This is a genomic window from Burkholderia sp. M6-3, from assembly GCF_050858985.1.
Lineage (GTDB): Bacteria > Pseudomonadota > Gammaproteobacteria > Burkholderiales > Burkholderiaceae > Paraburkholderia > Paraburkholderia caledonica.
The window spans coordinates 973851-997674 of the sequence record NZ_CP110090.1 but is presented as its reverse complement, the minus strand read 5'-3'; the positions used below and the strand labels follow the sequence as shown (position 1 = coordinate 997674).

22 protein-coding genes are annotated in these 23824 nt (G+C 62.6%); 11 read left to right on the top strand and 11 right to left on the bottom strand.

Translation table 11 applies throughout. From position 1 onward, the window contains the following. Nucleotides 1–167 precede the first annotated feature (167 nt). Together OH764_RS04350 and OH764_RS04345 are read left to right on the top strand one after the other, a co-directional pair. The gene (locus OH764_RS04350) at nt 168–2048 is read left to right on the top strand and encodes a glycoside hydrolase family 15 protein (RefSeq protein ID WP_498848145.1); all 1881 of its coding nucleotides are present in this window, start codon (nt 168–170) and stop codon (nt 2046–2048) included. Nucleotides 2049–2228: 180 nt separating this feature from the next. Continuing rightward, nucleotides 2229–3506, top strand: coding sequence for a polyhydroxyalkanoate depolymerase (locus tag OH764_RS04345; protein ID WP_498848144.1), 1278 nt, complete (start codon nt 2229–2231; stop codon nt 3504–3506). A 208-nt stretch (nt 3507–3714) separates the two neighbouring features. Here OH764_RS04345 and OH764_RS04340 read toward each other — a convergent pair whose 3' ends face one another. Beyond that, a complete protein-coding gene (locus OH764_RS04340) occupies nt 3715–4347 on the bottom strand; it encodes a TetR/AcrR family transcriptional regulator (protein ID WP_020065324.1) in 633 nt (210 codons plus the stop codon). A 234-nt stretch (nt 4348–4581) separates the two neighbouring features. Between OH764_RS04340 and rsxB the strand changes: the two genes are divergently transcribed. The 3 genes from rsxB (at nt 4582) to OH764_RS04325 (ending at nt 6782) form a co-directional block, all read left to right on the top strand. Then, the gene (gene rsxB, locus OH764_RS04335; protein WP_498848143.1) at nt 4582–5490 is read left to right on the top strand and encodes an electron transport complex subunit RsxB; all 909 of its coding nucleotides are present in this window, start codon (nt 4582–4584) and stop codon (nt 5488–5490) included. Between the two features lie 19 nt (nt 5491–5509). Further along, entirely contained in the window at nt 5510–6154 is a 645-nt protein-coding gene (nth, locus tag OH764_RS04330; RefSeq protein WP_088174870.1) for an endonuclease III, read from the top strand. Between the two features lie 193 nt (nt 6155–6347). Beyond that, nucleotides 6348–6782 carry a DUF1841 family protein gene (locus OH764_RS04325; RefSeq protein WP_027775577.1) on the top strand — a complete coding sequence of 145 codons (435 nt, stop codon included), beginning with the start codon at nt 6348–6350 and terminating at the stop codon, nt 6780–6782. Between the two features lie 175 nt (nt 6783–6957). On the opposite strand, the gene OH764_RS04320 is transcribed toward OH764_RS04325, so the two are convergent. Next, nucleotides 6958–7341 (bottom strand): c-type cytochrome, encoded by a 384-nt coding sequence (locus OH764_RS04320; protein ID WP_020065320.1) that lies wholly within the window; start codon nt 7339–7341, stop codon nt 6958–6960. 58 nt (nt 7342–7399) lie between these two features. Beyond that, nucleotides 7400–7768, bottom strand: a complete 369-nt coding sequence (locus OH764_RS04315; protein WP_013338619.1) for a c-type cytochrome — start codon at nt 7766–7768, stop codon at nt 7400–7402. A gap of 265 nt (nt 7769–8033) precedes the next feature. Between OH764_RS04315 and OH764_RS04310 the strand changes: the two genes are divergently transcribed. From OH764_RS04310 to OH764_RS04290, 5 genes are all read left to right on the top strand, one after another. Continuing rightward, the gene (locus tag OH764_RS04310; RefSeq protein WP_498848142.1) at nt 8034–8876 is read left to right on the top strand and encodes an AAA family ATPase; all 843 of its coding nucleotides are present in this window, start codon (nt 8034–8036) and stop codon (nt 8874–8876) included. A gap of 36 nt (nt 8877–8912) precedes the next feature. Continuing rightward, complete coding sequence (locus OH764_RS04305; RefSeq protein WP_498848141.1) at nt 8913–10088, top strand: vWA domain-containing protein; 1176 nt, start codon at nt 8913–8915, stop codon at nt 10086–10088. Nucleotides 10089–10127: 39 nt separating this feature from the next. After that, the gene (locus OH764_RS04300; RefSeq protein ID WP_498848140.1) at nt 10128–11348 is read left to right on the top strand and encodes a benzoate/H(+) symporter BenE family transporter; all 1221 of its coding nucleotides are present in this window, start codon (nt 10128–10130) and stop codon (nt 11346–11348) included. Between the two features lie 297 nt (nt 11349–11645). After that, on the top strand, nt 11646–12599 hold the full coding sequence (gene tal / locus OH764_RS04295; RefSeq protein WP_498848139.1) for a transaldolase: 954 nt from the start codon (nt 11646–11648) through the stop codon (nt 12597–12599). Nucleotides 12600–12892: 293 nt separating this feature from the next. After that, entirely contained in the window at nt 12893–13309 is a 417-nt protein-coding gene (locus OH764_RS04290; RefSeq protein WP_498848750.1) for a VOC family protein, read from the top strand. A 189-nt stretch (nt 13310–13498) separates the two neighbouring features. Here the strand turns inward: OH764_RS04290 and OH764_RS04285 are convergent, their stop codons facing one another. From OH764_RS04285 to OH764_RS04260, 6 genes are all read right to left on the bottom strand, one after another. Next, nucleotides 13499–14653 carry an FUSC family protein gene (locus OH764_RS04285; protein WP_498848138.1) on the bottom strand — a complete coding sequence of 385 codons (1155 nt, stop codon included), beginning with the start codon at nt 14651–14653 and terminating at the stop codon, nt 13499–13501. A gap of 160 nt (nt 14654–14813) precedes the next feature. Then, nucleotides 14814–16364 carry a sodium:solute symporter family protein gene (gene mctP, locus OH764_RS04280; RefSeq protein WP_498848137.1) on the bottom strand — a complete coding sequence of 517 codons (1551 nt, stop codon included), beginning with the start codon at nt 16362–16364 and terminating at the stop codon, nt 14814–14816. Further along, complete coding sequence (locus tag OH764_RS04275) at nt 16364–16603, bottom strand: DUF3311 domain-containing protein (protein WP_020065312.1); 240 nt, start codon at nt 16601–16603, stop codon at nt 16364–16366. The genes mctP and OH764_RS04275 overlap by 1 nt, the downstream gene beginning before the upstream one ends. A 432-nt stretch (nt 16604–17035) precedes the next feature. Beyond that, nucleotides 17036–17947, bottom strand: coding sequence for a class I SAM-dependent methyltransferase (locus OH764_RS04270; protein ID WP_498848136.1), 912 nt, complete (start codon nt 17945–17947; stop codon nt 17036–17038). Continuing rightward, nucleotides 17944–18417 carry a DNA-deoxyinosine glycosylase gene (locus OH764_RS04265; RefSeq protein WP_020065310.1) on the bottom strand — a complete coding sequence of 158 codons (474 nt, stop codon included), beginning with the start codon at nt 18415–18417 and terminating at the stop codon, nt 17944–17946. The genes OH764_RS04270 and OH764_RS04265 overlap by 4 nt, the downstream gene beginning before the upstream one ends. Next, nucleotides 18417–19127 (bottom strand): chorismate--pyruvate lyase family protein, encoded by a 711-nt coding sequence (locus tag OH764_RS04260; protein WP_498848135.1) that lies wholly within the window; start codon nt 19125–19127, stop codon nt 18417–18419. Before OH764_RS04260 ends, OH764_RS04265 begins: the two co-directional genes overlap by 1 nt. A gap of 238 nt (nt 19128–19365) precedes the next feature. Here OH764_RS04260 and OH764_RS04255 point away from each other — a divergent pair, with 238 nt between their 5' ends. Beyond that, the gene (locus tag OH764_RS04255; protein WP_498848134.1) at nt 19366–19872 is read left to right on the top strand and encodes an OmpA family protein; all 507 of its coding nucleotides are present in this window, start codon (nt 19366–19368) and stop codon (nt 19870–19872) included. Nucleotides 19873–19962: 90 nt separating this feature from the next. On the opposite strand, the gene OH764_RS04250 is transcribed toward OH764_RS04255, so the two are convergent. Both OH764_RS04250 and OH764_RS04245 read right to left on the bottom strand, forming a co-directional pair. Then, nucleotides 19963–21702 (bottom strand): hypothetical protein, encoded by a 1740-nt coding sequence (locus OH764_RS04250; protein ID WP_498848133.1) that lies wholly within the window; start codon nt 21700–21702, stop codon nt 19963–19965. Then, nucleotides 21702–23603: a hypothetical protein gene (locus OH764_RS04245; protein WP_498848132.1), complete on the bottom strand. Its 1902-nt coding sequence runs from the start codon at nt 23601–23603 to the stop codon at nt 21702–21704. The genes OH764_RS04250 and OH764_RS04245 overlap by 1 nt, the downstream gene beginning before the upstream one ends. Nucleotides 23604–23824: the final 221 nt, after the last annotated feature.

The following is a 23824-nucleotide window of genomic DNA, read 5'->3' as shown; positions in this document are numbered from 1 at the left end:
GCACCGGCCAGATTACCGATTGTAGGCATAGGTTCGACATTTACCAACCCGCGTTTTGCCGCATTGCCGACGAAGCCCAAAAACTGCCAGCGAGTCCGGAAAGAACAACGAACAGGTGGGGCCAGTTGCGCCGCACCTGCTACTCAAACGCACTGATACGCACCCTCATGCCCGCACCCATCGAAGACTATGCGCTCATCGGCGACGGCCACACCGCCGCGCTCATTTCCCGCGAAGGTTCCGTCGACTGGCTTTGCTGGCCGCGTTTCGACTCAGGAGCATGTTTCGCCGCGCTGCTCGGCACGCCGGACAACGGCCGATGGCTGATTTGTCCCGATACCGACGCGCCCGTGAAAATTACCCGCCGGTATCGGGGCGAAACGCTGATACTCGAAACGGACTTCGAAACGCCCGAAGGCGCGGTGACGCTCGTGGATTTCATGCCGCCGGGCAACGGCTGGTCCGAAATGGTGCGTATCGTCGTCGGCAAACGCGGCACCGTGCGCATGAAGATGGAACTCGTGCTGCGCTTCGACTACGGCTTCTCGATTCCGTGGGTCCAACGCCTGAAGAACGAGAGCGGCATCCGCGCGATAGTCGGCCCGGATAACGCGGTGCTGAGGACGCCCGTGGAACTGGTCGGCGAGAACATGAAGACTGTGGCGGGATTCACCGTCAAAGAAGGCGAGCGTGTGCCGTTCTCGCTCTCCTACGCGGCTTCGCACTTGCGACTGCCGCCGGCACGCGATCCGCACACGGCGCTCGCACGCACCGAGAACCACTGGCTCGAATGGTCGGCGCGCGGCACCATCCAGGGCAGATGGGCCGAGCCGATCCGCCGCTCGCTGATTACGCTGCGCGCGCTCGCCTACGAGCCGACTGGCGGAATCGTCGCCGCGCCTACCACGTCGCTGCCCGAACAGTTGGGCGGCACGCGCAATTGGGACTACCGCTACTGCTGGCTGCGCGACGCGACCATCACACTGCTCGCGCTGATGCGCGGCGGCTATTACGACGAAGCGCGTGCATGGCGCAGCTGGCTCGGCCGCGTCACGGCCGGCGCGCCCGACCAGTTGCAGATCATGTATGGGCTCGCCGGCGAGCGGCGCCTTCCCGAGTTCGAGATCGACTGGCTGCCCGGCTATCAGGGCGCGAAGCCCGTGCGGATTGGCAATAACGCGGTGGGGCAGCTTCAGCTGGACGTGTATGGCGAGGTGATGAATGCGCTGCATCTGGCGCGCGTCGGCGGCTTGCAGGCAGACGACACCGCGTGGAACGTGCAATGCGCGCTGCTGGGCCACCTGACGACGATCTGGCAGCAACCCGACGAGGGCATCTGGGAGACGCGCGGCGGACGCCAGCATTTCACTTTCTCGAAGGTCATGGCGTGGGTTGCGTTCGACCGCGCGCTTGCATCGGCGGAAATGTTCAAGCTCGACGGCCCGCTCGACGAATGGCGCGCCACTCGTGCGCAGATTCACGCGGAAGTCTGCGAAAAGGCGTGGAATCCGTCACGCAACGCGTTCGTGCAGGCGTACGGCAGCGACCAGCTGGACGCGAGCCTGCTGCTCATGCCACTGGTGAGCTTCCTGCCGCCGCACGATCCACGAATGAAAGGGACGGTGGAGGCGATCGAACGCGACCTGATGCACGACGGTTTCGTGATGCGCTACCGCACGACCGAATACGACGACGGCCTCCCGCCGGGGGAAGGCACGTTTCTGGCTTGCTCGTTCTGGATGGTGGACAACCTGGCGCTGCAAGGCCGCCTCGACGAAGCGATTGCCATGTACGAACGGCTGCTCGGACTATGCAACGACGTCGGGCTGCTCGCGGAGGAGTACGATCCGGCCGAGAAACGCCTGGTTGGCAACTTCCCGCAGGCGTTTTCGCATGTGTCGCTCGTCAATACCGGCCTGAATCTGATGAAACATGAGCAGGCGATGGCGCGGGCCACGGGTCAGCCGTCTCATAACGGCATGCACCAGACGGAACTTGAGGGTGCTGCAAGCCCGGATAGCGGCACAGCAGCATCGCCAGTAGCATGATTCAATGACACTTTCACGGATTGACGCGACCAGATTGCTGCATTGCACAACACCACTTGTTTCTATATCATCGAACCGTCTGTCGGCCCGAAAATAGTGTGCCAACAACCAGAATGGCCTGCCGCAACGCCACACGCGTGTTTGCGAAGCCCCATGCGAACCGCTTAAAACGGAGCACCCATGCTCTACCAATTGCACGAATTCCAGCGGGCTATGCTGAGCCCGCTTACCGCCTGGGCTCAGGCCGCGTCAAAATCGTTCGCGAATCCTGCCAGCCCCCTGGCCTACGTGCCCGGTGCCACGCGCCTTTCCGCCGGCTACGAACTGCTCTACCGGCTTGGTAAAGATTACGAGAAGCCGGAGTTCAATCTCCATCAGATCGTCAAAGACGGCCATAACATCCCGATCATCGAGCAAACGATCATCGAAAAGCCGTTCTGCCGTCTGATGCGCTTCAAGCGTTTCGCGGACGACAGCGACGCTGTGACCCAGCTCAAGGACGAGCCGGTCGTGCTGGTCTGCGCACCGTTATCGGGCCACCATGCCACGCTGCTCCGTGACACAGTGCGCACGTTGTTGCAGGACCACAAGGTCTATCTGACCGACTGGATCGACGCGCGTATGGTGCCGCTCGAAGAGGGCGAGTTTCATCTCGACGACTACATCGCCTACATTCAGGAATTCATCCGCCATATCGGCGCGAAGAATTTGCATGTGATCTCGGTGTGCCAGCCGACGGTGCCGGTGCTCGCCGCCATTTCGTTGCTGGCGAGCCGCGGCGAAGACACGCCGCGCACCATGACCATGATGGGCGGGCCTATCGACGCGCGTAAGAGCCCCACGTCGGTCAACTCGCTCGCCACGCAACATTCCTACGAGTGGTTCGAAAACAACGTGATCTTCACGGTGCCGCCGAACTATCCGGGCGTGGGCCGCAAGGTGTACCCGGGCTTCCTGCAACACACGGGCTTCGTCGCGATGAACCCGGAACGTCATGCGGCTTCGCATTGGGACTTCTACCAGAGCCTCCTGCGTGGCGACGAAGACGACGCGGAAGCGCATCGCCGCTTCTACGACGAGTACAACGCCGTGCTCGACATGGACGCCGATTACTACCTGGACACGATCCGCGTGGTGTTTCAGGAGTTCTGCCTGGCCGAAGGCACCTGGGACGTGGCCGGCGAACGCGTGCGTCCGCAGGACATCACGAAAACCGCGCTCTTCACGATTGAAGGCGAACTGGACGACATTTCCGGCGACGGTCAAACCTATGCCGCTCACGAGTTGTGCACCGGCATTCCAGAGAAGAACAAGCGTCACTTCACGGCGGAGAAGTGCGGGCACTACGGTATCTTTTCGGGCCGGCGCTGGCGCACGATCATTTACCCGCAGTTGCGCGACTTCATCCTCGAGCACAACAAGGCGCCGAAGGTCGTGAAGGAAAAAGCTGAAGTGTGACGCGTGTCATGCGGACTTCGCGCAAACGTCATGCAGGCTTTTTCGGCCACTCATGAAGTCACTCACGAAGTCCTCGCGAACTGATAAGAACGGCCTCCTGATTAGGAGGCCGTTTTTTTGGCACGTCTCAAACGGCCCGTTCAAAAGCAAGCGAAGTTGAGAAGCGTCTTAGCACTTCTCAACTTTGCGGACCAACACCGAGGCCGTCCTATTTTCGCAACAGATAAGCGAGCAATAGTTCGGTGTTCATCTGAATCACCTCACTGCGTTCGCTCGCACTGCTGAAATCGCGACCAAGCGTGGCTTCGAGCGTGAAGCGATTGGACACGATGTAATAGCCCATGCCCGACAGCGTGACGTAGAAGCGCAGCGGATCCACGTTCGTGCGAAAGAGCCCTGCGCGTTGACCACGCTCGAGAATGCTGCCAAGCGTGGCGACGATCGGCGAGATCATTTCTCGGATGCGCGTGGACTTCTGCATATAACGCGCCTCGTGCAAATTTTCGTTATTGACGAGGCGCAGCAGTTCAGGATGGTCGCGGTAGTAATCCCAAACAAAATGCGCGAGACGCGTAACTGCCTCGACCGGTGCAATGCCGTTCAGTTCGAGCGTGCGTTCCGCTTCGTTGAGCGCGCTGAACGCGTGCTCGAGTACAGCAGTGAAAAGCTGCTCCTTGCTACCGAAGTAGTAGTAGAGCATGCGTTCATTCGTCTCCGCTCGGCGGGCGATCTGATCGACGCGCGCGCCGAATAGCCCACCATTTGCAAACTCTTCGGCTGCCGCAAGCAGAATGCGGCGCCGGGTGCCTTCAGGATCTCTTTTGATTTTCGGCTGATTCATGGTGGCATGGTCTTCGTGAGCCGCGTTTTCCAGATCGTGCCGCCGGCCTCTCCTCGGGCCTTGCATAGACGGCACTGAACGGGCTGGTTGGGGGAAACCCTTCTGCGGTCTTTCGAAAAAGGCGCTTCGATTATGGCACATGGATTGCCGATGGCAATTGGGGAAATCGGCGATAATGTGCTATTTAGTTCAAGCTGTGCGGCCGCCCCGCCGAGCCCCGCTTGGCCCCACATCGTGACCGTGACACAGATCAAAACACTCGCAGATCGCATTGAAGATCTGCTTCCCCAGACGCAATGCACCAAGTGCGGTTATCCGGCGTGCCGTCCGTATGCCGAGGCCATCGCATGCGGCGAAGCCAATTACAACCAGTGCCCGCCGGGTGGTGAAGAAGGCGTCGCGCGGCTCGCCGCCTTGCTGGGCAAACCGGTGATTCCGCTCAATTCCGCCAATGGCGTCGAACGCCCACGCCCTCTGGCGGTTATCGACGAACAGGTGTGCATCGGTTGCACTTTGTGCATGCAAGCGTGCCCCGTCGACGCAATAGTTGGGGCACCGAAACACATGCACACGGTAGTCGCCGAGTTGTGCACGGGCTGCGACCTGTGCGTGCCGCCCTGCCCGGTCGATTGCATCTCGATGCCGCCGGTGACCGGCGAGGCGACCGGCTGGGACGCATGGAGCCAGCCACTCGCCGACGCCGCGCGCGAGCGACATAACCGGCGCGAAGCGCGTCTTGCACGCGAGCGCGAAGCTGCCGAAGCACGTGTTGCGGCGCGGCGAACCAGCGCAACCGCTAGCGGCGCGATCACTGCGGCTGCCACTGCGCCGGCAGGCAACGTGTCGACACCGTCGGCATCGCCTGCAAGCGCTGCAGATAATGCGGACGCTGAAGCGAAGAAGCGCGCCATTATCCAGGCCGCGCTCGAACGCGCGCGCAAAAAAAAGGAAGAGCTGGCCGCCAAAGGCCAGGTCCCGTTGAACACCGAGCAGGTGAGCGCCGACGTGCAGGCGCAGATCGACGCGGCCGAAGCGCGCCGCCGCCGTCTCGGGCTCACCGACACAGGCACCGACCAACGTACCGACGATGCCGCCGGCAACCCGCCGCCGTCGACGCCGGCCGGCACGCGCAATCCGCGCTAACAGCATCCGCCCGCTCAGCATGAACGCGAACAAACGCCGCGCCATCTACGAAACGCTTCAGAGCATCAATCCGCATCCCACGACCGAACTGGAGTACACCACACCGTTCGAACTGCTGATTGCCGTACTGCTTTCGGCGCAGGCAACTGACGTCTCGGTCAACAAGGCCATGCGCAAGATGTTCCCTGTGGCCAACACGCCGCAAAAAGTGTTGGCCCTCGGAGAAGAAGGCGTCGCCGACTACATCAAGACGATCGGGTTGTACAGGAACAAGGCCAAGAACGTGATCGCGACTTGCCGCATCCTGCTCGATCAATACGGCGGCGAAGTGCCTGAGGACCGCGAGGCGCTGGAAAGTCTGCCGGGCGTCGGGCGCAAGACGGCTAACGTGATTCTGAACACGGCGTTCGGCCATCCGACTATCGCCGTCGACACACACATCTTTCGGGTTGCGAATCGAACCGGGCTGGCTCCCGGCAAAGACGTGCGCGCGGTTGAAACAGCGCTCGAAAAATTCACGCCCGCCGAGTTCAAGAAGGACGCGCATCATTGGCTGATCCTGCACGGCCGTTATGTGTGCAAGGCGCGTCGGCCGGAGTGCTGGCACTGTGCGATCGAGCCGCTTTGCGAATTCCGGCCAAAGACGCCGCCGCCCGATCTTTGAGCGGGCGCGTCCCCAGCAAGCCGCGGCACCGACGCGTAAAATGCCGCGTTATATATAGTGCGGCGCCGGCCTGAGTTATACGCGGCGGCACCGGCCAGCGTGAGCGGCTCCGCATGGCGCGTTCTCACAGCAACGCCTCACCGCACGCAGCCGTTGCGTCCTCCCACTTTCCACTCGATAAACCGGTCCCACGATGTTCAATCCAAGCCGCGACGAAGTCCGTCAATTTTTCACCGAGACCTGGCGCAAACAGCGTCAGGGCGAGATTCTGACGCCGCTCGAAGCGATTGCCGCCGACTGGATCACTGAGCATCCCGAGTATCACGCGGAACTGACCGATACCGAGGCGGCCCAGGCTCAGGACTACTCACCCGAGCGTGGACAGACCAATCCGTTCCTGCATCTGTCGATGCACCTGGCCATCACAGAACAACTGTCGATCGACCAGCCGCCAGGCATTCGTGCCGCGCACGAGCGTCTCGCCGCCCGTCTTGGGTCGACGCACGACGCGCAGCACGCGATCATGGAATGCCTCGGCGAAACCATCTGGGAAGCGCAGCGCACAGGCATGCCGCCCGATACCGACGCGTATCTGCAGCGAATCGAACGGCGCGCGACGCGCGACTAGCCGCAAGCGTGCCCGCATAGCAACGCCAGCACGAGCCCTCGAAGGGAACGCGCTAAAGAGCGCGCGAGCCCCGACGTGGCCACGCACGCGAAGTTCGGCGCTCCAAAAGCACGACACCCCGTCGAAGCGGGGTGTCGTTGGAATTGCCAGGCAGCGCCGAGACGGCGCGGCGTGCTTACTTCTTCTGCACGAGATCGCCGTTCAGCGATTCGATGTAAGCCGCGATGTCTTTCATGTCCGATTGCGACAGGCTCTGCACCTGCGCCTGCATGATCGCGTTGTTACGACCCATGTGCGGGTTGCCGTTACCCATCTGATACTGACGCAGTGCCCAGTAGACGTAATCGGAATGCTGACCCGCGAGCTTCGGATATTCCGGGCTTACGGGCTTGTTCAGGTTCGGGCCGTGACATGCCGCGCAGTTGTGGCTCTCGGACAGCACCTTGCCGTTGCCGGCGTCGGCCGCGTGGGCGACGCTCGTTGCAACCAGACCGATTACTGCCGCCGACGCGCATGCAGCCTTGAACACCGTGTGGAGTGCCTGTTGGGGCTTATTCATGAATTCTCCTATCCCGCGAATTTAATAGCCGTGTGACTGGTTGGATAACCGCAGCCGGTCACTTGTCGGGATTGCTCTTCGATGAGGAATTTTGCGCCGCGTAGTAAGCAGCGATGTCGGCGATGTCCTGATCCGATAGCGACGCGGTGATCGCGTGCATCGTTTCGAAGTGGCGATCGCCCTTCTTGTAGCCGCGCAGGGCGTTTTCGAGGTACGCCTGATTCTGGCCGCCGAGCATAGGCACGCGGTAGACCTCAGGATAAGCCGTGCGATATTCAGGGATGCCGTGGCAGCCAATACACATCGCGACCTTGCCTTGGCCCGCTTTCGCGTTGCCGACGACATCCGCTGCCTGCGCACTGGCCGCATAGCCCGCGAGCACCGACAGCGCTGCGATCACGACGTGTTTGCCGACGAATTTATTCATAGCATGTAACCTGGCTTGAGGGGAAACGGGCGCCCAAAAAGGCAACGGCCCGCGCCGTTATTCTTATAGGGAGCCACGCAGGCCAAAAAAATCGGGCTAATTGTACCGCGACGCCGCGCCGAACGTCCACCGCGCGGGGCGCGCCGGCCGGCGGGCCTGCCTTCCGGCCGGGCCGCACCGCGGCTGAAACCATACGCGAGCCGGTTTCAGGCCAACAGGGCTTCTGACTTATACTGGGTTTTTTCCGCCCAAAGAGCATCTTGCCATGCGTTTCGAAGGCTCATCGCAGTACGTCGCCACCGACGACCTCAAGCTCGCGGTCAACGCCGCGATGACGCTCAAGCGCCCGCTGCTGATCAAGGGCGAGCCCGGCACTGGCAAGACCATGCTGGCCGAAGAAGTCGCCGCCGCGCTCGGCATGCCGCTGCTGCAGTGGCATATCAAGTCCACCACCAAGGCCCAGCAAGGCCTGTACGAATACGACGCGGTGTCGCGCCTGCGCGATTCGCAACTCGGCGACGAGCGGGTGAAGGACATCCGCAACTACATCGTCAAGGGCGTGCTGTGGCAGACGTTCGAATCGGACGAACAAGCCGTGCTGCTGATCGACGAGATCGACAAGGCCGACATCGAATTTCCGAACGACCTCTTGCGCGAGCTCGACCGCATGGAGTTCTACGTGTACGAGACGCACGAGTTGATCCGCGCGAAACAGCGTCCGCTCGTCATCATTACGTCGAACAATGAGAAGGAGCTGCCCGACGCGTTTTTGCGCCGCTGCTTTTTCCATTACATCAAGTTTCCCGACCCGGCCACGATGCAGCAGATCGTGGAGGTGCACTATCCCGGCATCAAGAAGGATCTGCTGGCCGCGGCCATGCAAAGCTTCTTTGAGCTGCGCAACGTGGCCGGGCTGAAGAAAAAGCCGTCCACGTCCGAACTGCTCGACTGGCTCAAGCTGCTGCTCGCCGAAGACATTCCACCTGAAGCGCTGCGCTCGTCGGATCAGAAGCAGATCATTCCGCCGCTGCACGGCGCGCTTTTGAAGAACGAACAGGACGTAAGCCTGTTCGAGCGGCTCATTTTCATGAACCGCAATAATCGTTGAATTTCTAGTGAGTGCCCGCGCCGCGGAGAACCCAGCATGCTGATCGACTTCTTCTACTCGCTGCGCGCCGCGAAACTGCCCGTGTCGGTGAAGGAATACCTGACGCTGCTCGAGGCGCTCAAAGCCAACGTGATCGCGCCGTCGCTCGACGAGTTTTATTACCTCGCGCGCATGACGCTCGTGAAGGACGAACAGTACTTCGACAAGTTCGACCAGGCGTTCGGCGCGTATTTCAACGGCGTCGCGCAGACCTCCGAACTTGCCTTCGACGTCCCGCTCGACTGGCTGAAGAAAAAGCTGCAACGCGATCTGTCGCCGGAAGAAAAGGCACAGATCGAGGCGATGGGCGGCATCGACAAACTGATGGAACGCCTGAAGCAGCTATTCGACGAACAGAAAGAGCGGCACGAAGGCGGCAGCAAGTGGATCGGCACGGGCGGCACGTCGCCGTTCGGCAATGGCGGCTACAACCCGGAAGGCGTGCGCATCGGTGGCGACGCGGCAGGCAATCGCACTGCCGTGAAAGTCTGGGAAGCGCGCGCCTATCGCGACTACGACGACCAGGTCGAAATCGGCACGCGCAACATCAAGGTGGCGTTACGGCGCTTGCGCCGCTTCGCGCGCGAAGGCGCGGCCGAAGAACTCGACCTGCCCGACACGATCCGCAGCACGGCCGCGAACGCCGGCTGGCTCGATCTCAAGATGGTGCCCGAGCGGCACAACAAGGTGAAAGTGCTGATGCTGCTCGATGTCGGCGGCTCCATGGACGATCACATCAAGCGCACGGAAGAACTGTTCTCCGCCGCGAAGGCCGAATTCAAGCACCTCGAGTTTTACTACTTCCACAACTGCGTGTATGACTTCCTGTGGAAGAACAACCGTCGCCGTCACACCGAGCGCATGGCGACGTGGGACGTGCTGCACAAGTTCACGCCCGATTACAAACTGATCTTCGTCGGCGACGCCACCATGAGCCCCTACGAAGTGCTGCAGCCGGGCGGCTCGGTCGAATACAACAACGCAGAAGCCGGCGCCGTGTGGCTGCGACGCCTCGCCGACCACTTCCCGCATTACGCGTGGCTCAATCCGGAACCTGAAGGCCTGTGGGCGTACCGCCAGTCCGTCAGCGCGATCCGCGAAGTGCTCGGCCAGCGCATGTATCCGCTCACGCTCGCCGGGCTCGAGTCCGCCATGCGGATGCTGAGCAAATAGAACCTCCCGCTCCACCCTCAACGACAAGAAAGTTTCTGCATGAGTCGCTCGTTATCGCCTGATCTCGCGCCTGCCGGCATTCCGCCCGGGCGCTTCAACCCATTGGCCGACACTTCGCTGTCGGCGATCGTCGCGGGCTTCGTCGCGATGATGACGGGCTACACCAGTTCGCTCGTGCTCATGTTTCAGGCCGGTCAGGCCGCACATCTGACGAATGCGCAGATTTCGTCGTGGATCTGGGCGTTGTCGATCGGCATGGCCCTCTGCACGATCGGACTGTCGTTGCGGTTCCGCGCCCCGATCGTGATTGCGTGGTCGACGCCCGGCGCGGCGCTTCTGGTGTCGTCGCTGCCGCATGTGCCTTACGGGCAGGCGATCGGTGCGTTTATCGTCTGCGCGCTGCTCTTGACCATTGTCGGACTGACGGGCTGGTTCGACACGCTCATGAAGAAAATCCCCGCTGGCATTGCGGCCGCACTGCTGGCGGGCATCCTCTTCGAGATCGGCATCGAGATCTTTCGAGCCGCGCAGTTTCAGACGGCGCTCGTGCTGACGATGTTTCTGACCTACCTGGTCATCAAACGCATCGCGCCGCGTTACGCGATTCCAATGACGCTGATTGCCGGCACGATTGCCGCGGGTGCCCTCGGCCTGCTGGACTTCAGTCACTTTCAGGTGGCGCTCGCGCATCCCGTCTTTACGATGCCGGCGTTTTCTCTTGCCGCGAGCATCAGCATCGGGATTCCGCTTTTCGTCGTCGCCATGGCGTCACAGAACGTGCCCGGCATCGCGGTGCTGCGCGCGGACGGCTACAACACGCCGTCGGCGCCGCTGATTTCCGCGACGGGGATCGCGTCGCTGCTGCTCGCGCCGTTCGGCTCGCACGGCGTCAACCTTGCCGCGATCACTGCGGCGATCTGTACCGGCCCCGAAGCGCACGAAAACCACGGCAAGCGTTACATGGCCGCGGTGTGGTGCGGTATCTTCTATCTGATCGCCGGCGTTTTCGGCGCGACCATTGCGGCGCTGTTCGCGGCGTTTCCGCGCGAACTCGTGGTGTCAGTCGCGGCCCTGGCTCTGTTCGGCTCGATCATGAGCGGACTCACCAACGCAATGCAGGACGTCAGGCAGCGCGAAGCGGCACTCGTGACCTTCATGGTGACGGCGTCGGGGCTGACGTTGTTGTCTATCGGGTCGGCGTTCTGGGGGCTGGTGGCGGGCGTGCTCACGCAGGTCGTGCTGAATGCGCGGCGCGCATGAGTACGTGCGATGTCCTGCGTCTCGCGCGTGTGCCTGCATGCGGCGCATAGCGGCGGCACCTCAGCTCGCCCGCAAGCGCGGTGGAATGGCAGTGAAATAGCTGTGAACGGATCGCCGCTGGCAACTGTCAACACTACATCCGACGATCCGCCATAAAATAGAAGCATCCGGCAGCGTTTACCAGGAACATCGGGCAAATGCTGCAGCATGACTCGCGGCCGCCGGGCCCGGTCTTTCATTCCGGCGGCGACCTCGTTCTCCTGAACCACGGCGCATGCGCCCTCTGAAGGCACGAATATGACAACCGCACTCGATCAACTCAAGCAATACACCACGGTCGTGGCCGATACCGGCGACTTCCAGCAACTCGCGCAGTACAAGCCGCAGGACGCGACCACCAATCCGTCGCTGATTCTGAAGGCCGTCCAGAAAGACGACTACCGGCCGCTGCTCGAAAAAACGGTGAAAGATCATGCGTCGAAGCCGATGGGCGCGATCATCGACCAGTTGCTGATCGCTTTTGGCACCGAAATCCTGAAAATCATCCCCGGGCGCGTGTCGACCGAAGTGGATGCGCGTCTGTCGTTCGACGTGCAAGGCTCGATCGCCAAGGGCCGCGAAATCATTGCGCTCTACAAAGACCACGGCATCGACCGCGAACGCGTGCTGGTCAAACTGGCTTCCACGTGGGAAGGCGTGCGCGCGGCCGAAGTGCTGCAGAAAGAAGGCATCAACTGCAACATGACGCTGCTGTTCTCGCTCGCCCAGGCCGCCGCCTGCGCCGACGCCGGGGCGAAGCTGATCTCGCCGTTCGTCGGCCGCATTTACGACTGGTACAAGAAAAACGCCGGCAGCGCGTGGGACGAAGCGAAGGACGGCGGCGCGAACGACCCGGGCGTGCAGTCCGTGCGCCGCATTTACGCGTACTACAAGAAATTCGGTTACAAGACCGAGGTCATGGGCGCGAGCTTCCGAACCACGGGCCAGATTCTGGAACTGGCGGGCTGCGATTTGCTGACCATCAGCCCGGATCTGCTGCAAAAGCTGCACGAAAGCACCGAGAAGGTCGAGCGCAAGCTCTCGCCTGACAGCGCGAAAGACGCCGACATTGAACGCGTGCCGGTCGACGAAGCGTCGTTCCGCTTCCTCGTCAACGACGAGGCCATGGCAACCGAAAAGCTCGCCGAAGGCATCCGCGCGTTTGCGGCCGACGCAGTCAAGCTGGAAAAACTGATCGAAGCGCTGCGTTAAGCGCAGCGGCCGTCGTACGTCGGCAAGAACCGACGACCACAGCACGCGCGGCAACAGCAGCGCTCCAACACGCGGCCCCGAAGCTCATGGTTCGGGGCCGCGTTCCGTTTACCGGGAATCCGCCTACCCGCTCATCCGCTGACGCGGCCTTCGGCCGTTTCCGGCGAGCCGTCTTTTCCTCACGACACAAAGTCACAATCGCCCGAAAACCCTTGCCTAAAATGGTCTGCACGCCTGCTCCTTTGCCCGCCATAAGGCGCCAGGCGTTCACATCCACATTTCGGGAGACGATGATGGAAGTCCAACCCTACGTTTTTTTCAACGGACGCTGCGAAGAAGCGCTCGATTATTATCGCCAGCACCTCGGTGCCGAGGTCACGTTCATGATGCGCTTCAAGGACGCCCCGCCCGACTCGCAGAACCAGCCGAGTGCCGGCCTCGAAGACAAGATCATGCATGCGAACGTTCAGATGGGTTCGACACAGTGGATGGCGTCCGACGGCAATTGCGACCAGGACGCGAAGCCCATGAGCGGCTTCAGCTTGTCGCTGACGGCGGACGACGCGGCATCGGCGCAAAAATACTTCAACGCGCTCGCCGACGGCGGCCAGATCGTGATGCCATGGGGCGAGACCTTCTGGAGCAAAGGCTTCGGCATGACGGTGGACCGCTTCGGCCTGATGTGGATGGTGACGCTGCCGCAAGAGTGATCGTCGGTCACGGCGATGCCGTTTGGTCGCGCGATGGCGATGACATGGTGTAGTCGCGCGCTGCCGCGACGACCGTCGCTGGCGCTGCTTACTACCGCTATCGCGGCGGCAACGCGAGAGCCAGCGTCACCGCCGCGGCCCGAGCCCTTGCCAGGAACCATGAGCGGACTTCACCGGCATCTTCTCTAACTAAGCCTTCTGCAGAACTCGCGAACGCCGCTCGATGTTCCAGTTCACCTCTGTCTCAAGTAACGCTGCGCGCAGGCGGTCCACCTGCTCTGCGAGCCGCTGCCCGAGCCAATAAGGCCCTTGCAGGTCGGGCGGGAGTTTAGACGCAGCGTTGCCCGCGGTTCGCACGAGCGGCGACGCGGCCGGATCGCCGGCCGCCGGATTGCCGGCCACCGGAATCCCAAATTGCGTCGCGCGGCCAAAGCGCAGGCCGCGCGCAATCGCCAGCAGCATGGCGCGCACCGCCCGCACCTCCGCGCCACACTGTTCGGCATATGCGGTGCGCGCGGCGGCGCCGGCCTGCATCAATGGACCGGTGGCAAGCAGTTCGAGCGAACTCAGCACCGAGCGATGCAGCCGCTGAATCTCCTCGAGCTTCGCCTGCGGCACGTCGATCTCCTTTGCCACCGAAGGCATCAGCGAACGCAATTGCACGAGCCGCCGGTTAATCTCGAGAAACCGCTTCACCTGCTCTTCCTCGCCAATCGTCTCGCCCTCCAGCAAACGCGTATAGATTTGCGCGCACTCGCGCAAATTCGCCGCAATACCGTAGCGCCACGAATATGTGGCGTGCAGCGGCAGCGCAAATGAAAAAGCCAGCGCGATCACAATGCCGATCAGCACGTTCAGCGTGCGCCACAGTCCGACGTCGATCAGATTGTCGCCATGTCCCGCGACGATGCACATCGTGATGGCCGTCAACAGCCCGATATAGCCGGACGAGCCGATCGCGAACCACGCGCAGATCGCGGCCAAGATCGACATCAACACATAGGTGAGCGGCAGCGAGCCAAGCAGATTCTGCTGCACGATCAGTAGCAGCCCGATCGACGCCCCGAGCAAGGTGCCCGCGGCCCGCTCCGCCGCTTTCTTGCGGATATTGCCGTGGTGTTGCAAACCGCCGATTACCACGAGCAGCGTCACCGACGACCAGATGCCGTGCGGAATGTCGATACCGGTTGTCGCGAGAATCGAGAACAGCATTGCCAGTCCTACGCGCAGGCTGTGCAGGACCTTCGCATGTCGATAGCGGTAATACGGCGACGTGATCGCGCGAACCATCCGGCTTACCGCCGAACGGCGTGGAATCACGGTGCGGGAATCGGCAGGAGCCATGGCGGAGTGAGCGACGCTTGTGAGAGACGGTCTCGCTATCGTGCCCTGGAGTGCGCCGCAAACACAAACGCCCGCAGACTTTCGTCTGCGGGCGCTGCGTTTGAGTTGCATCGTTTCGCTTGCCGGCCGGCATGCCCGGCCGCCAACAAGCTTGCGACGCTTAGCTTTCGACCACGTCCAGATAGTCTTCCGGACGCGTGCGGTCTTCGGCGCGCTGCATGCCGAACGCGCGCACCAGCAGGCTCACCACCACCGCCACTACCAGGTTCACGATCAGCGACCAGACAGCCGCGTAGCCCGGAATCCCCATGCCGAACAGGTGGATCGTAAAGATCGAACCGGCGAGCTTCAGCGAAACGGCCATCCACGTACCGGTCGCGATGCCGACTGCCCAGCCGAGCAGCAAACCGCGATAGTCGAGCACTCGCGTGTACAGGCCGAGCACGATCGCGGGCAGCGTCTGGATGATCCAGATGCCGCCGAGCAATTGCAACTGGATCGCATACGTGAGCGGCAGGCCCAGAATGAACGCCACTGCGCCGACCTTGACGATCAGCGACACCAGCTTCGCGACGTTGGTCTCCTGTTCGTGCGTCATGTTGCGATTCACGAACTCCTTGTGGATGTTGCGCGTGTACAGGTTCGCGGCCGCAATCGACATGATCGCCGCCGGCACCAGCGCGCCGATGCCGATCGCAGCGAACGCCACGCCGACGAACCACGACGGGAAGAAGTGCAGGAACAGAGCCGGCACTGCGAAGTTCGGACCGAACGCCTTGAAGTACGGCGCGAATTCCGGCATGTCCTTCACGCCCGAAGCAAGCGCCATGAATCCGAGCAGCGCGAGCAGACCGAGCACCAGCGAGTAAGCCGGCAGCATCGCCATATTGCGGCGGATCGTATTACCCGATTTCGACGACAACACCGCCGTGATCGAGTGCGGGTACAGGAACAGCGCGAGGGCCGAACCCACCGCGAGCGTCGCATACGCGCTATAGCCGTTCAGGCTCGACACGTCCGGTGCCTTAAGCAGCAACTTGGCCGGCGGCACCGTTGCGAAGATGTGGCCGAAGCCGCCCAGTTGCGGCGGAATCACGATGATCGCAGCGAAGATCGTAATGTAGATCAGAACGTCTTTGACCACGGCGATCATGGCCGGCGCGCGCAAGCCCGACGTGTACGTGTACGCGGCCAGGATCGCAAACGCGATGATGAGCGGCAGATCGCCGACGAAGCCCTTCGTGTCGAAGCCGAGCGCGCCGATCACTACTTCGATCCCGACCAGTTGCAACGCGATATACGGCATGGTCGCGACGATACCCGTCACCGCGATTGCGAGAGCGAGCATACGGCTGCCGTAGCGTGCCGATACGAAGTCCGCCGATGTCACGTAGCCCTGACGTTTCGCGATACTCCACAATTTCGGGAAGACGACGAACGCGAACGGGTAGATCAGAATGGTGTACGGCAGCGCGAAGAAACCGGTTGCGCCCGCACCGAATACCAGCGCCGGTACAGCGATGAAGGTGTACGCGGTGTAAAGGTCGCCGCCCAGCAGAAACCAGGTGACGATGGTGCCGAAGCGCCGGCCGCCGAGACCCCACTCTTCCAGATGCGCAAGATCTCCGCGCCGCCAGTGCGCCGCGATAAAACCGAGAATCGTGACGCCGATAAAAAATAGAACGAAGACGAAAGTCGCGATGGCGTTCATTATTGTGCGTCCCCCTGAGGACGGCCCGACGAGCGCGCCTTGGTCTTCATATAGACGAGCGCCGTAATGACTGCGCTGATCAGCACCCAGAGGAGCTGATACCAGTAGAAAAACGGAAAGTCGAACAATACCGGTTCGACCTTGTTGTACGACGGCACCCAGACCATGGCGATCCAAGGCAACAGCAACAGCCAGAGCCAGTGCTTGCTGGCTTTATTCGCGTCGGCGTCGTGAGCCATGACGTCTCCTCTTCCCTATTATTGAAATGTTGGCCCGTGTTCGACGGGTGCTGGACCGCCACGCACAAAACCGCCTCGCGGCAGCAAGCCCGCGGAGGATCGCCCCGCGTGGAACACGAGTGCCCCGAAAGCCTCGAAAGAGTATAGGAGCCGCGAACGTGCGGTCAAGCAGGGAGGACCCGAGGCATTGACACTGCTGTCAGAGCCGGCAGGACGGTGTTTCAGCGGATGTCGGGCGAGACAAGCGACTCGAGCAGGACCCACGCGCAGCGCGAGTCTCGCGGCCTCGGCGCGTTCGCGTGCGGAGGAGAAAACAGCGGATTTTCGGCGCAATGCCGGATAGATAGCAGATCTGAATTCCGTCGCGCGGATGCGACGCTTGTCAGGGTGAGGCCGGTCCGTTATGGCCCGGCCCCTTACGGCTCTATGCGGTCAGATGACGAACGACCCGCCCGTCTGTCCGGTCGACTCCTGCAGACCCTTGATCCATTTGCGTGCGGGCAAGCCGAGTTCCGCTTCGATCAGCTTCGCGCGTGTTTGCAGCGCCGTGAACGGCACGTCGAGCGCGGGGCCGGAAAACGCAATCGCGATGCGGTTGCCGTCGTGCACTTCCGGCAGCGCGACGACGCGACCGTCGAACGCTTCTTTCAGACGCTTCATGTTGCGCACGAAGCTCGGGTGATCGCCGAACAGATTCACCGTTGCGACACCCGCATCGGTCAGACACGCGCGAGCCGCACGGTAGAAGCCGACGCTGTCGAGCACCGGGCCGCGCGCCGTTGCATCGTAAATGTCGATTTGCAATGCGCCGATCGTGCCGTGGTTCGCGCGGTCGTTGACGAAGTCCCACGCGTCCGTCTCATGCACGGTGAGGCGTGCGTCGTCCGGCGGCAACTCGAACATCGCGCGAGCGGCAATGACCACTGCCGGGTTCACTTCGACCGCCTCGACCTTGGCGCGCTTCAGGAAGCGATGTGCGAACTTGGTGAGCGCAGCCGCACCGAGGCCGAGCTGGACAATGCGCCTGGGCGTTTCGATGAACAGCAGCCACGCCATCATTTGCTGAGCGTATTCGAGTTCAATATGGTCCGGCTTGCGCAGACGCATCGCGCCTTGCACCCATTCCGTGCCGAAATGCAGATAACGCACGCCGCCTTCTTCCGAAAACGTGACCGGCGCAAAACGCGGCTTGCGCGGCGTTTCGATTTGCGGCGCGTCGTGCAGATCGTCGTCGTGCGACGACTTTTTCTTGTTGCGCACCACCTCGCGCTTGCCCGCACCGTCGGCATTGCGGTTGCGGAATGCACGCGCTTCAGCCGAAGCGCGCTTGATGAGTTTCGTCATGTCAGGATGTCGCGCCACAGGCGCAATTTTTGATCGAACGAGAGCATAGCATTGGCCGGACTGGACGAAGGCAATACGAGGGTCGTGTAGCCCGCCTCGCCGATCACCGGCGCGAAGCGGCCCGCCGTCTTGCCGTTGAAGCAGACCTTGCGCAGCTTCGGCGCGTGTTCGCGCAGCGATGCAAAGTCGTTCGGCTGCGCGTTGCGAATGGCCGCATCGAGACTACCTTCGCGATGGCACGCGGCGAGCACGTCCCACACGCCGATCCCGTGAGAAAGCACACGCCGCAGCCGCTCTTCGTAGGCGAGTTCCGCGAGCGGGTCGTCCAGCACGGCGCCAAGCAGACGCCAGAACTGGTTGCGCGGATGCGCGTAGTACTGGGTCGCGGCGAGCGACGCCTCGCCGGGAAAGCTGCCGAGAATCAGCGTATGTGTGTCGGCGGCGACAACCGGAGGAAAGCCGATCAGCATTATCGGCTCCGTTCGCTGGCGGCACGCGTCGCGGGATGCGCGCGCGATGCGGTGTGCTCGATCGGCCGGCCATGTTCGCGCAGGCGCGGGTGACCTGCGGGCGTGGAGTCGACGGACAGAGCGATTGAGCGGCGAGCGCCGCCTGCATTCGCTAACGACGCGAGATGCGTCCACAGGGCCGGCAAGAAACATTCGGTGACCATCAGCGGCTCGCCATGCCGCTCGAACACCGAGCGGCGCGCCGACAGTGCCTGCGGCGGCATCCCGCCCACTTCACGCGCCGCCAGCCGGTACAGCGGATGCCGCGCGGTCACGCGGCGGCTGACCAGCGCCGATCGCGCGACGCTGCTATCGCTATACAGCAGCTCGGCAAGCGGCCGCGTGCGCAAGCGTCGCGTGGCTTGCCATACGCCGCCGCTCGCGGCCAGGGGCGCAACACTGTGCGCGGCGACGAAGGGCACAGCATCGACCGACAAGACGACCTCGCGCACCCACACCGGCGCGCGGGCGGGCAGACCCAACGCGGCATGCTCGTCGGCCCAGGCCAACGCCACACCTTCACGCGTGACACGCACCGCGACTGCGCCGAGCGCGCGCAGATGCGCGGTCAGCGAACCGCCACGGGTCAACCAGTCTTTCTGCGCGGCGCCGAGGCCAGGCAAGGGAGCGACGCGCCAGTGCGCGTCGGCGGCATCGAAACGGATAGGCATGGGTTCGGATTATAACGGCGCGACTGTCGGACGATTGCCCGGCCCGCACGCGTATTTTCCGGCGATCCGACTCAGCCGCCGCATCGGTATCGAAACGCTCAATCAAGTCGCCGATTTCGGAAAGGTCCGATGTTCCAAGGCCGCGACCCACGATAAAACCTCCGTGCTTCACGAACCGGCGATTCGCCCGCTGTCGACGGGCGCGCCATCCGATGTGCAAACGAACGAGAGAACAAACATGAAGAAAATTCTGAGCATGAGCGCCTGCGCAATGTCGGTGCTGCTGGTGGCTGGCTGCGCCGCGCCGTTGAACCGCGATACTGAGACGTCGTTGAACAAGGCCGTGGGCATCGAGGTTGCACCGGTCGCGGATGGCGTCGCCGTGAAGCTGCCCGAGAAAGCGCTGTTCGATTTCAACAAATCGGAAGTGCGCGGCGATGCGAGCGCGGTGGTAGACCGTTCCGCGGTGCTGCTCAAGCGCAGCAAGAAGCCGATCATCGTCGAAGGCTACACGGACAATATCGGCACGCTCGACTACAACCAGCAACTCTCGGAAGCGCGTGCGACCGCCGTGGGTTACGCGCTCGTGGCGCGCGGCGTGACGATGGAGCGCATCCGCACCAAGGGCAACGCGTACAACAATCCGGTTGCAAGCAACGACACGCCCGAAGCACGCGCGCTCAATCGCCGCACTGAGATCGTCGTGCGCGGCGAAACCATGGATACGTTAATGGGCAAGAAGTAGGCACCAGCCGCTTCAGGCGGACTACGCTAGTCACATCCAGGGCCGGCTGCGTCGCGCGCGCCCGGCTCACCTGCGGACTCAGCTACCGATTCACCTGCCGACGTACTCCTGCAGCGCCTGCGCGACGTCAGCGAGCACCGCTCCCCATTGATTCAACTCACGCTGCCTGAAAAGACGCATTGACGGATACCACGGACTATCTGCGCGTTCCGCCATCCAGCGCCAGTCCGTGAAGGTAGGCACCAGCACCCACACCGGCGTGCCGCAGGCGCCGGCAAGATGCGCGACCGCGGTGTCTACGGTAACGACCAGATCGAGCGACTGAATGATCGCCAGCGTATCCAGGAAGTCGTGAATCTGCGGTCCGAGGAGGTGTATGTCGATCCCCTTCGACAAAGCCGCCGCGTCATGCTGCGCCTCTCCTTTTTGCAACGAGAACCAACGCACGCCCGGCTGCTCCAGAAACGGCCGCCATTGCTGAAGCTCAATGGACCGATAGCGGTCGAGCGCATACGCGGGATTGCCCGCCCAAACGATACCGACGCGCTTTGTGAACGATCCTTGCGCCTTGACAGGACCGAGTGCGTCCAGACGGTCACGCCAGCGCTGCACGGCTGCGGGCTTTGCCTGCAGGTAAGCCGTGGCAAGCGGCAACATCGGCAATTCGAGTTTCATATGCGCAGGCATGCTCAACATGCGGCACCAGTAGTCGTACGGGCCGGGCGGCGCCGTGGTCCAGGCCGCATGCACGCCCGCCGCATGGCGCGCCACATCGCCAAGCGGCCCTTCGACCCAGACGTCCACCTGCGCGCCACGCCGATGAAGCCAGTCGGCCATACGCAGAAACTGGATCTGATCGCCAAGACCCTGTTCGCCGATCAGCAGGAAACGGCGGCCGAGCACGCGCTCGCCTTGCCACTCCGGGAAATCCGGGCGAACCAGATCGTGATTTTCCGGTAGCGCGTCATGCCACCGGTACTGCTTCCAGCCTCGTTCGAAATCGCCCGCGCGAAGCTGTGATGCCGCCAGATTGAACTGCATCGACGGGTTCTGCGGCATGAGCCGGGCGGCCTCCGCGTTATGCATCTGCATTTGCTCGAAGTTGCCGAGCATATTGAGCGCGAACGACGCGTTGTGATGCAGCCAGGCGTTGTTCGGTTCAACGCTGATTCCCTGCCTCGCGACGCTGACCGCGTCGGCGAAACGATGCACGCTGTTCAGAGCGAATGCGAGTTGTTGCAGAGCTGCGGCGTTGGAGCTGCAGCGTACGCGCAGGGCTGGCAACAGATCGCCGATCTCGGCATCGCGCTGCGCCTTGGACAACGCCGCGATCAACATGAACGCATCTGCAATGTTCGCGGAGTCGAGCGCCCATGCTCGCGACCAATAGTTCGCTGCATCGGCGTGCTGCTCCTGTTCCGTGCAGATCTGCGCCAGCGCGCGAACTGCATGGTGCAAAGTGGGCTCGAAGCGGATCGCGGTTTGATAGTGTTGGCGCGCCTCGGCGAATCGCGCGGAGAGCTTCAGGCAATCAGCAAGATTCCGATGAATGCTCGCACTGCCACCACTTAACTTCAGCGCGCGATGGTAGAACGCCTCGGCCGCGATCCGATTTCCGCCCAGCACGGCAAGCAACCCGCGATGCTCCCAGATGTCTGCACGATCGGGCGCGAGGTTTAGCGCGCGATCCAGCTGCTCAGAGGCACGCTCGAGCGCGCCCTCGCGAAAATATGCAAGCCCGAGTTCATGCAGAGCGTCTGCCTCTGCGTTTAAGTCGGCTGGCGGGGCTTCGCTGCTTAATAAACCCGAATCGCGCGTGTCAGTTGCCATCAGCCGATTACTGCCGGATGCGCTGCGTGGCTCGATTCCACGCTGCTCGCGCCGTCCGCCATCAGCGCTTGCAGGCGTGCCTTCACTCGCTCGATGACGGGGGCCCAGTGCCCCGGCTGCGGCTGCCTGAAAAGCTCCACCGAGTCGTACCAGGGTTGCGCCTCCTCGTTGCCCCACGCCCAGTGCGACACGTGGTCGAGCATCGCGAACACCGGACGCCCTACCGCGCCGCCAAGATGCAACGGTGCACTGTCGATCGTGACTAGCGCGTCGAGCGCACCGAGATGGGCGGCAACGTCGTCGAAGCCGGCATGGTATTGCGCCGTCATGTCGTACACGCGATAACCCTGCGCGGTCAGCACCGCGACATCGGCCGCACGTCCTGGCGTAAGCGAATAGAAGATGACATCGGCAAGCGACAGCAACGGTTCAAGCGTTGCCCGCGCAATCGAACGCTTTTCGTCGCGACGATGCGTAGGGCTTCCCGCCCACACGAGCCCGACATGCAGTCTCGCCTGCGGTGCCTGTCTGCGTAGCTGCTCACGCCACGCGCTCACCTTGTCCGGATCTGCGTGAAGATACGGATCGCCTCGGACCTGCTCCGGCTGCAGGTCCAGCACAAGCGGCAAACTCATGATGGGCAGGCTGTAATCCGGCGCGCCGAGCGGGCCGTCTTCGATCGACACGCAGTCCGGGTAAAAACGCGTGAGCAGCGCGTGCAACGACTTGCGCACGCAGAGCACGAGCCTGCCGCCTTCCCGACGCACGCGGGCGGCAAGTTGCGGGACATAGCGCACCATGTGAATGTCGTCGCCGTTGCCCAGTTCGCTGTGCACGACAAGCGTCTTACCGGTGAGCGCCTCCCCTTGCCAGCGCGGACACAGCCGAGCCATAACCGAAACGATATTGTTCGGCTCGCGGTCGTCGCGTGCGAGGCGTGCCTCGAAACGCTTCCAGCCGCTTGCCCATGCGCCGTGCCGCAGATCCAGGTCGGCAAGATCGACTGCCGGCGTCACCGCGTGCGGATTGACCGCCAGTGCTTCGCGCAGCATCGCGGCACTGTCCTCGTAGCGTGCCTGTTCGCATAGATAGAAGCCAATCGCGGCGAGCACGTCGGCATTGCCTGGCGACGCAGCATTCGCGGCGCGCATGGTCGCCTCGGCCGCCGCGGCGTCGTTGCACTGCCATTGCGCGTGACTGAGCTGCCACGCCATCTCCGCGTCTGCGGGATTGCGCGCCAGCGCCTCGCGGCACACGTGCTCGACCGCAGTCCAGTCGCGCACCTCGCGCAATGCCAGCACGAACTGCAACGGTAACGCCGGATCGACGGCCGGATCGAGCGCATATGCGCTCGCTAGCGCGGCACGCCGCTCCTCGCGCACGCCGGGACCGCCGGCCCCGCTCGCCGCACCCGCCGGACCCAGCGCACCGAGCGAAATAGCCAGCCACCACGGCGCGCGCGCGTCGTGCGGCGCTCGCTGCCGATAGGCTCGTAACATATGCGCCGCCGCCGAATGCGCGCCACACCCGTTGATGAGCCAGACGATCCATTCGAGCGTGGTGGCAAGCGGCTGCGCGGCGACCGCGATCTCGCTGTGATGCCGCGCGACCTCGGCGCGGGCGAGCGCGTCGGCGAACAGCGCAAGGCGAGCATGGCGCGCGCCGCCGGCTTCAGCTTGTGCGTGCGATGCGCTGTGATACGCCTCTTCGAAACGCCCCGCGCTCGCGTGCAGATCGGCATGCAACTGCCATGTCACGCCAGCGGCGGCCAGTTCGGCCGCACGCAGCACTGCCGCGTGGTGGCCCTCCTCGCGCAAAACCGACCACAGAAGATGAACCGTCTCGAGAGGCGTTGTGACATTGATCAGTGCCGCCGGAGCGGCCAAAGCGGAATCGGACATGAAAACTCAGAAAGTGCCGCAACGCGCAGGCGCTTCAATCGCAAAAGAGATTCCACGCGCACGGCTTGTACAGAAAGTGGCTCGAAGAACGTGCCCGATCTTCGAGCCGCCCAGTTTCGAAGCGCGACAGTCAAGATAATGCCGTGCCCTGCGTCTCATAAACTAATCTCAATTTATGGTCGTTGATTAGTTTTAGTTAGTTAACCATAATTAATTTTGCA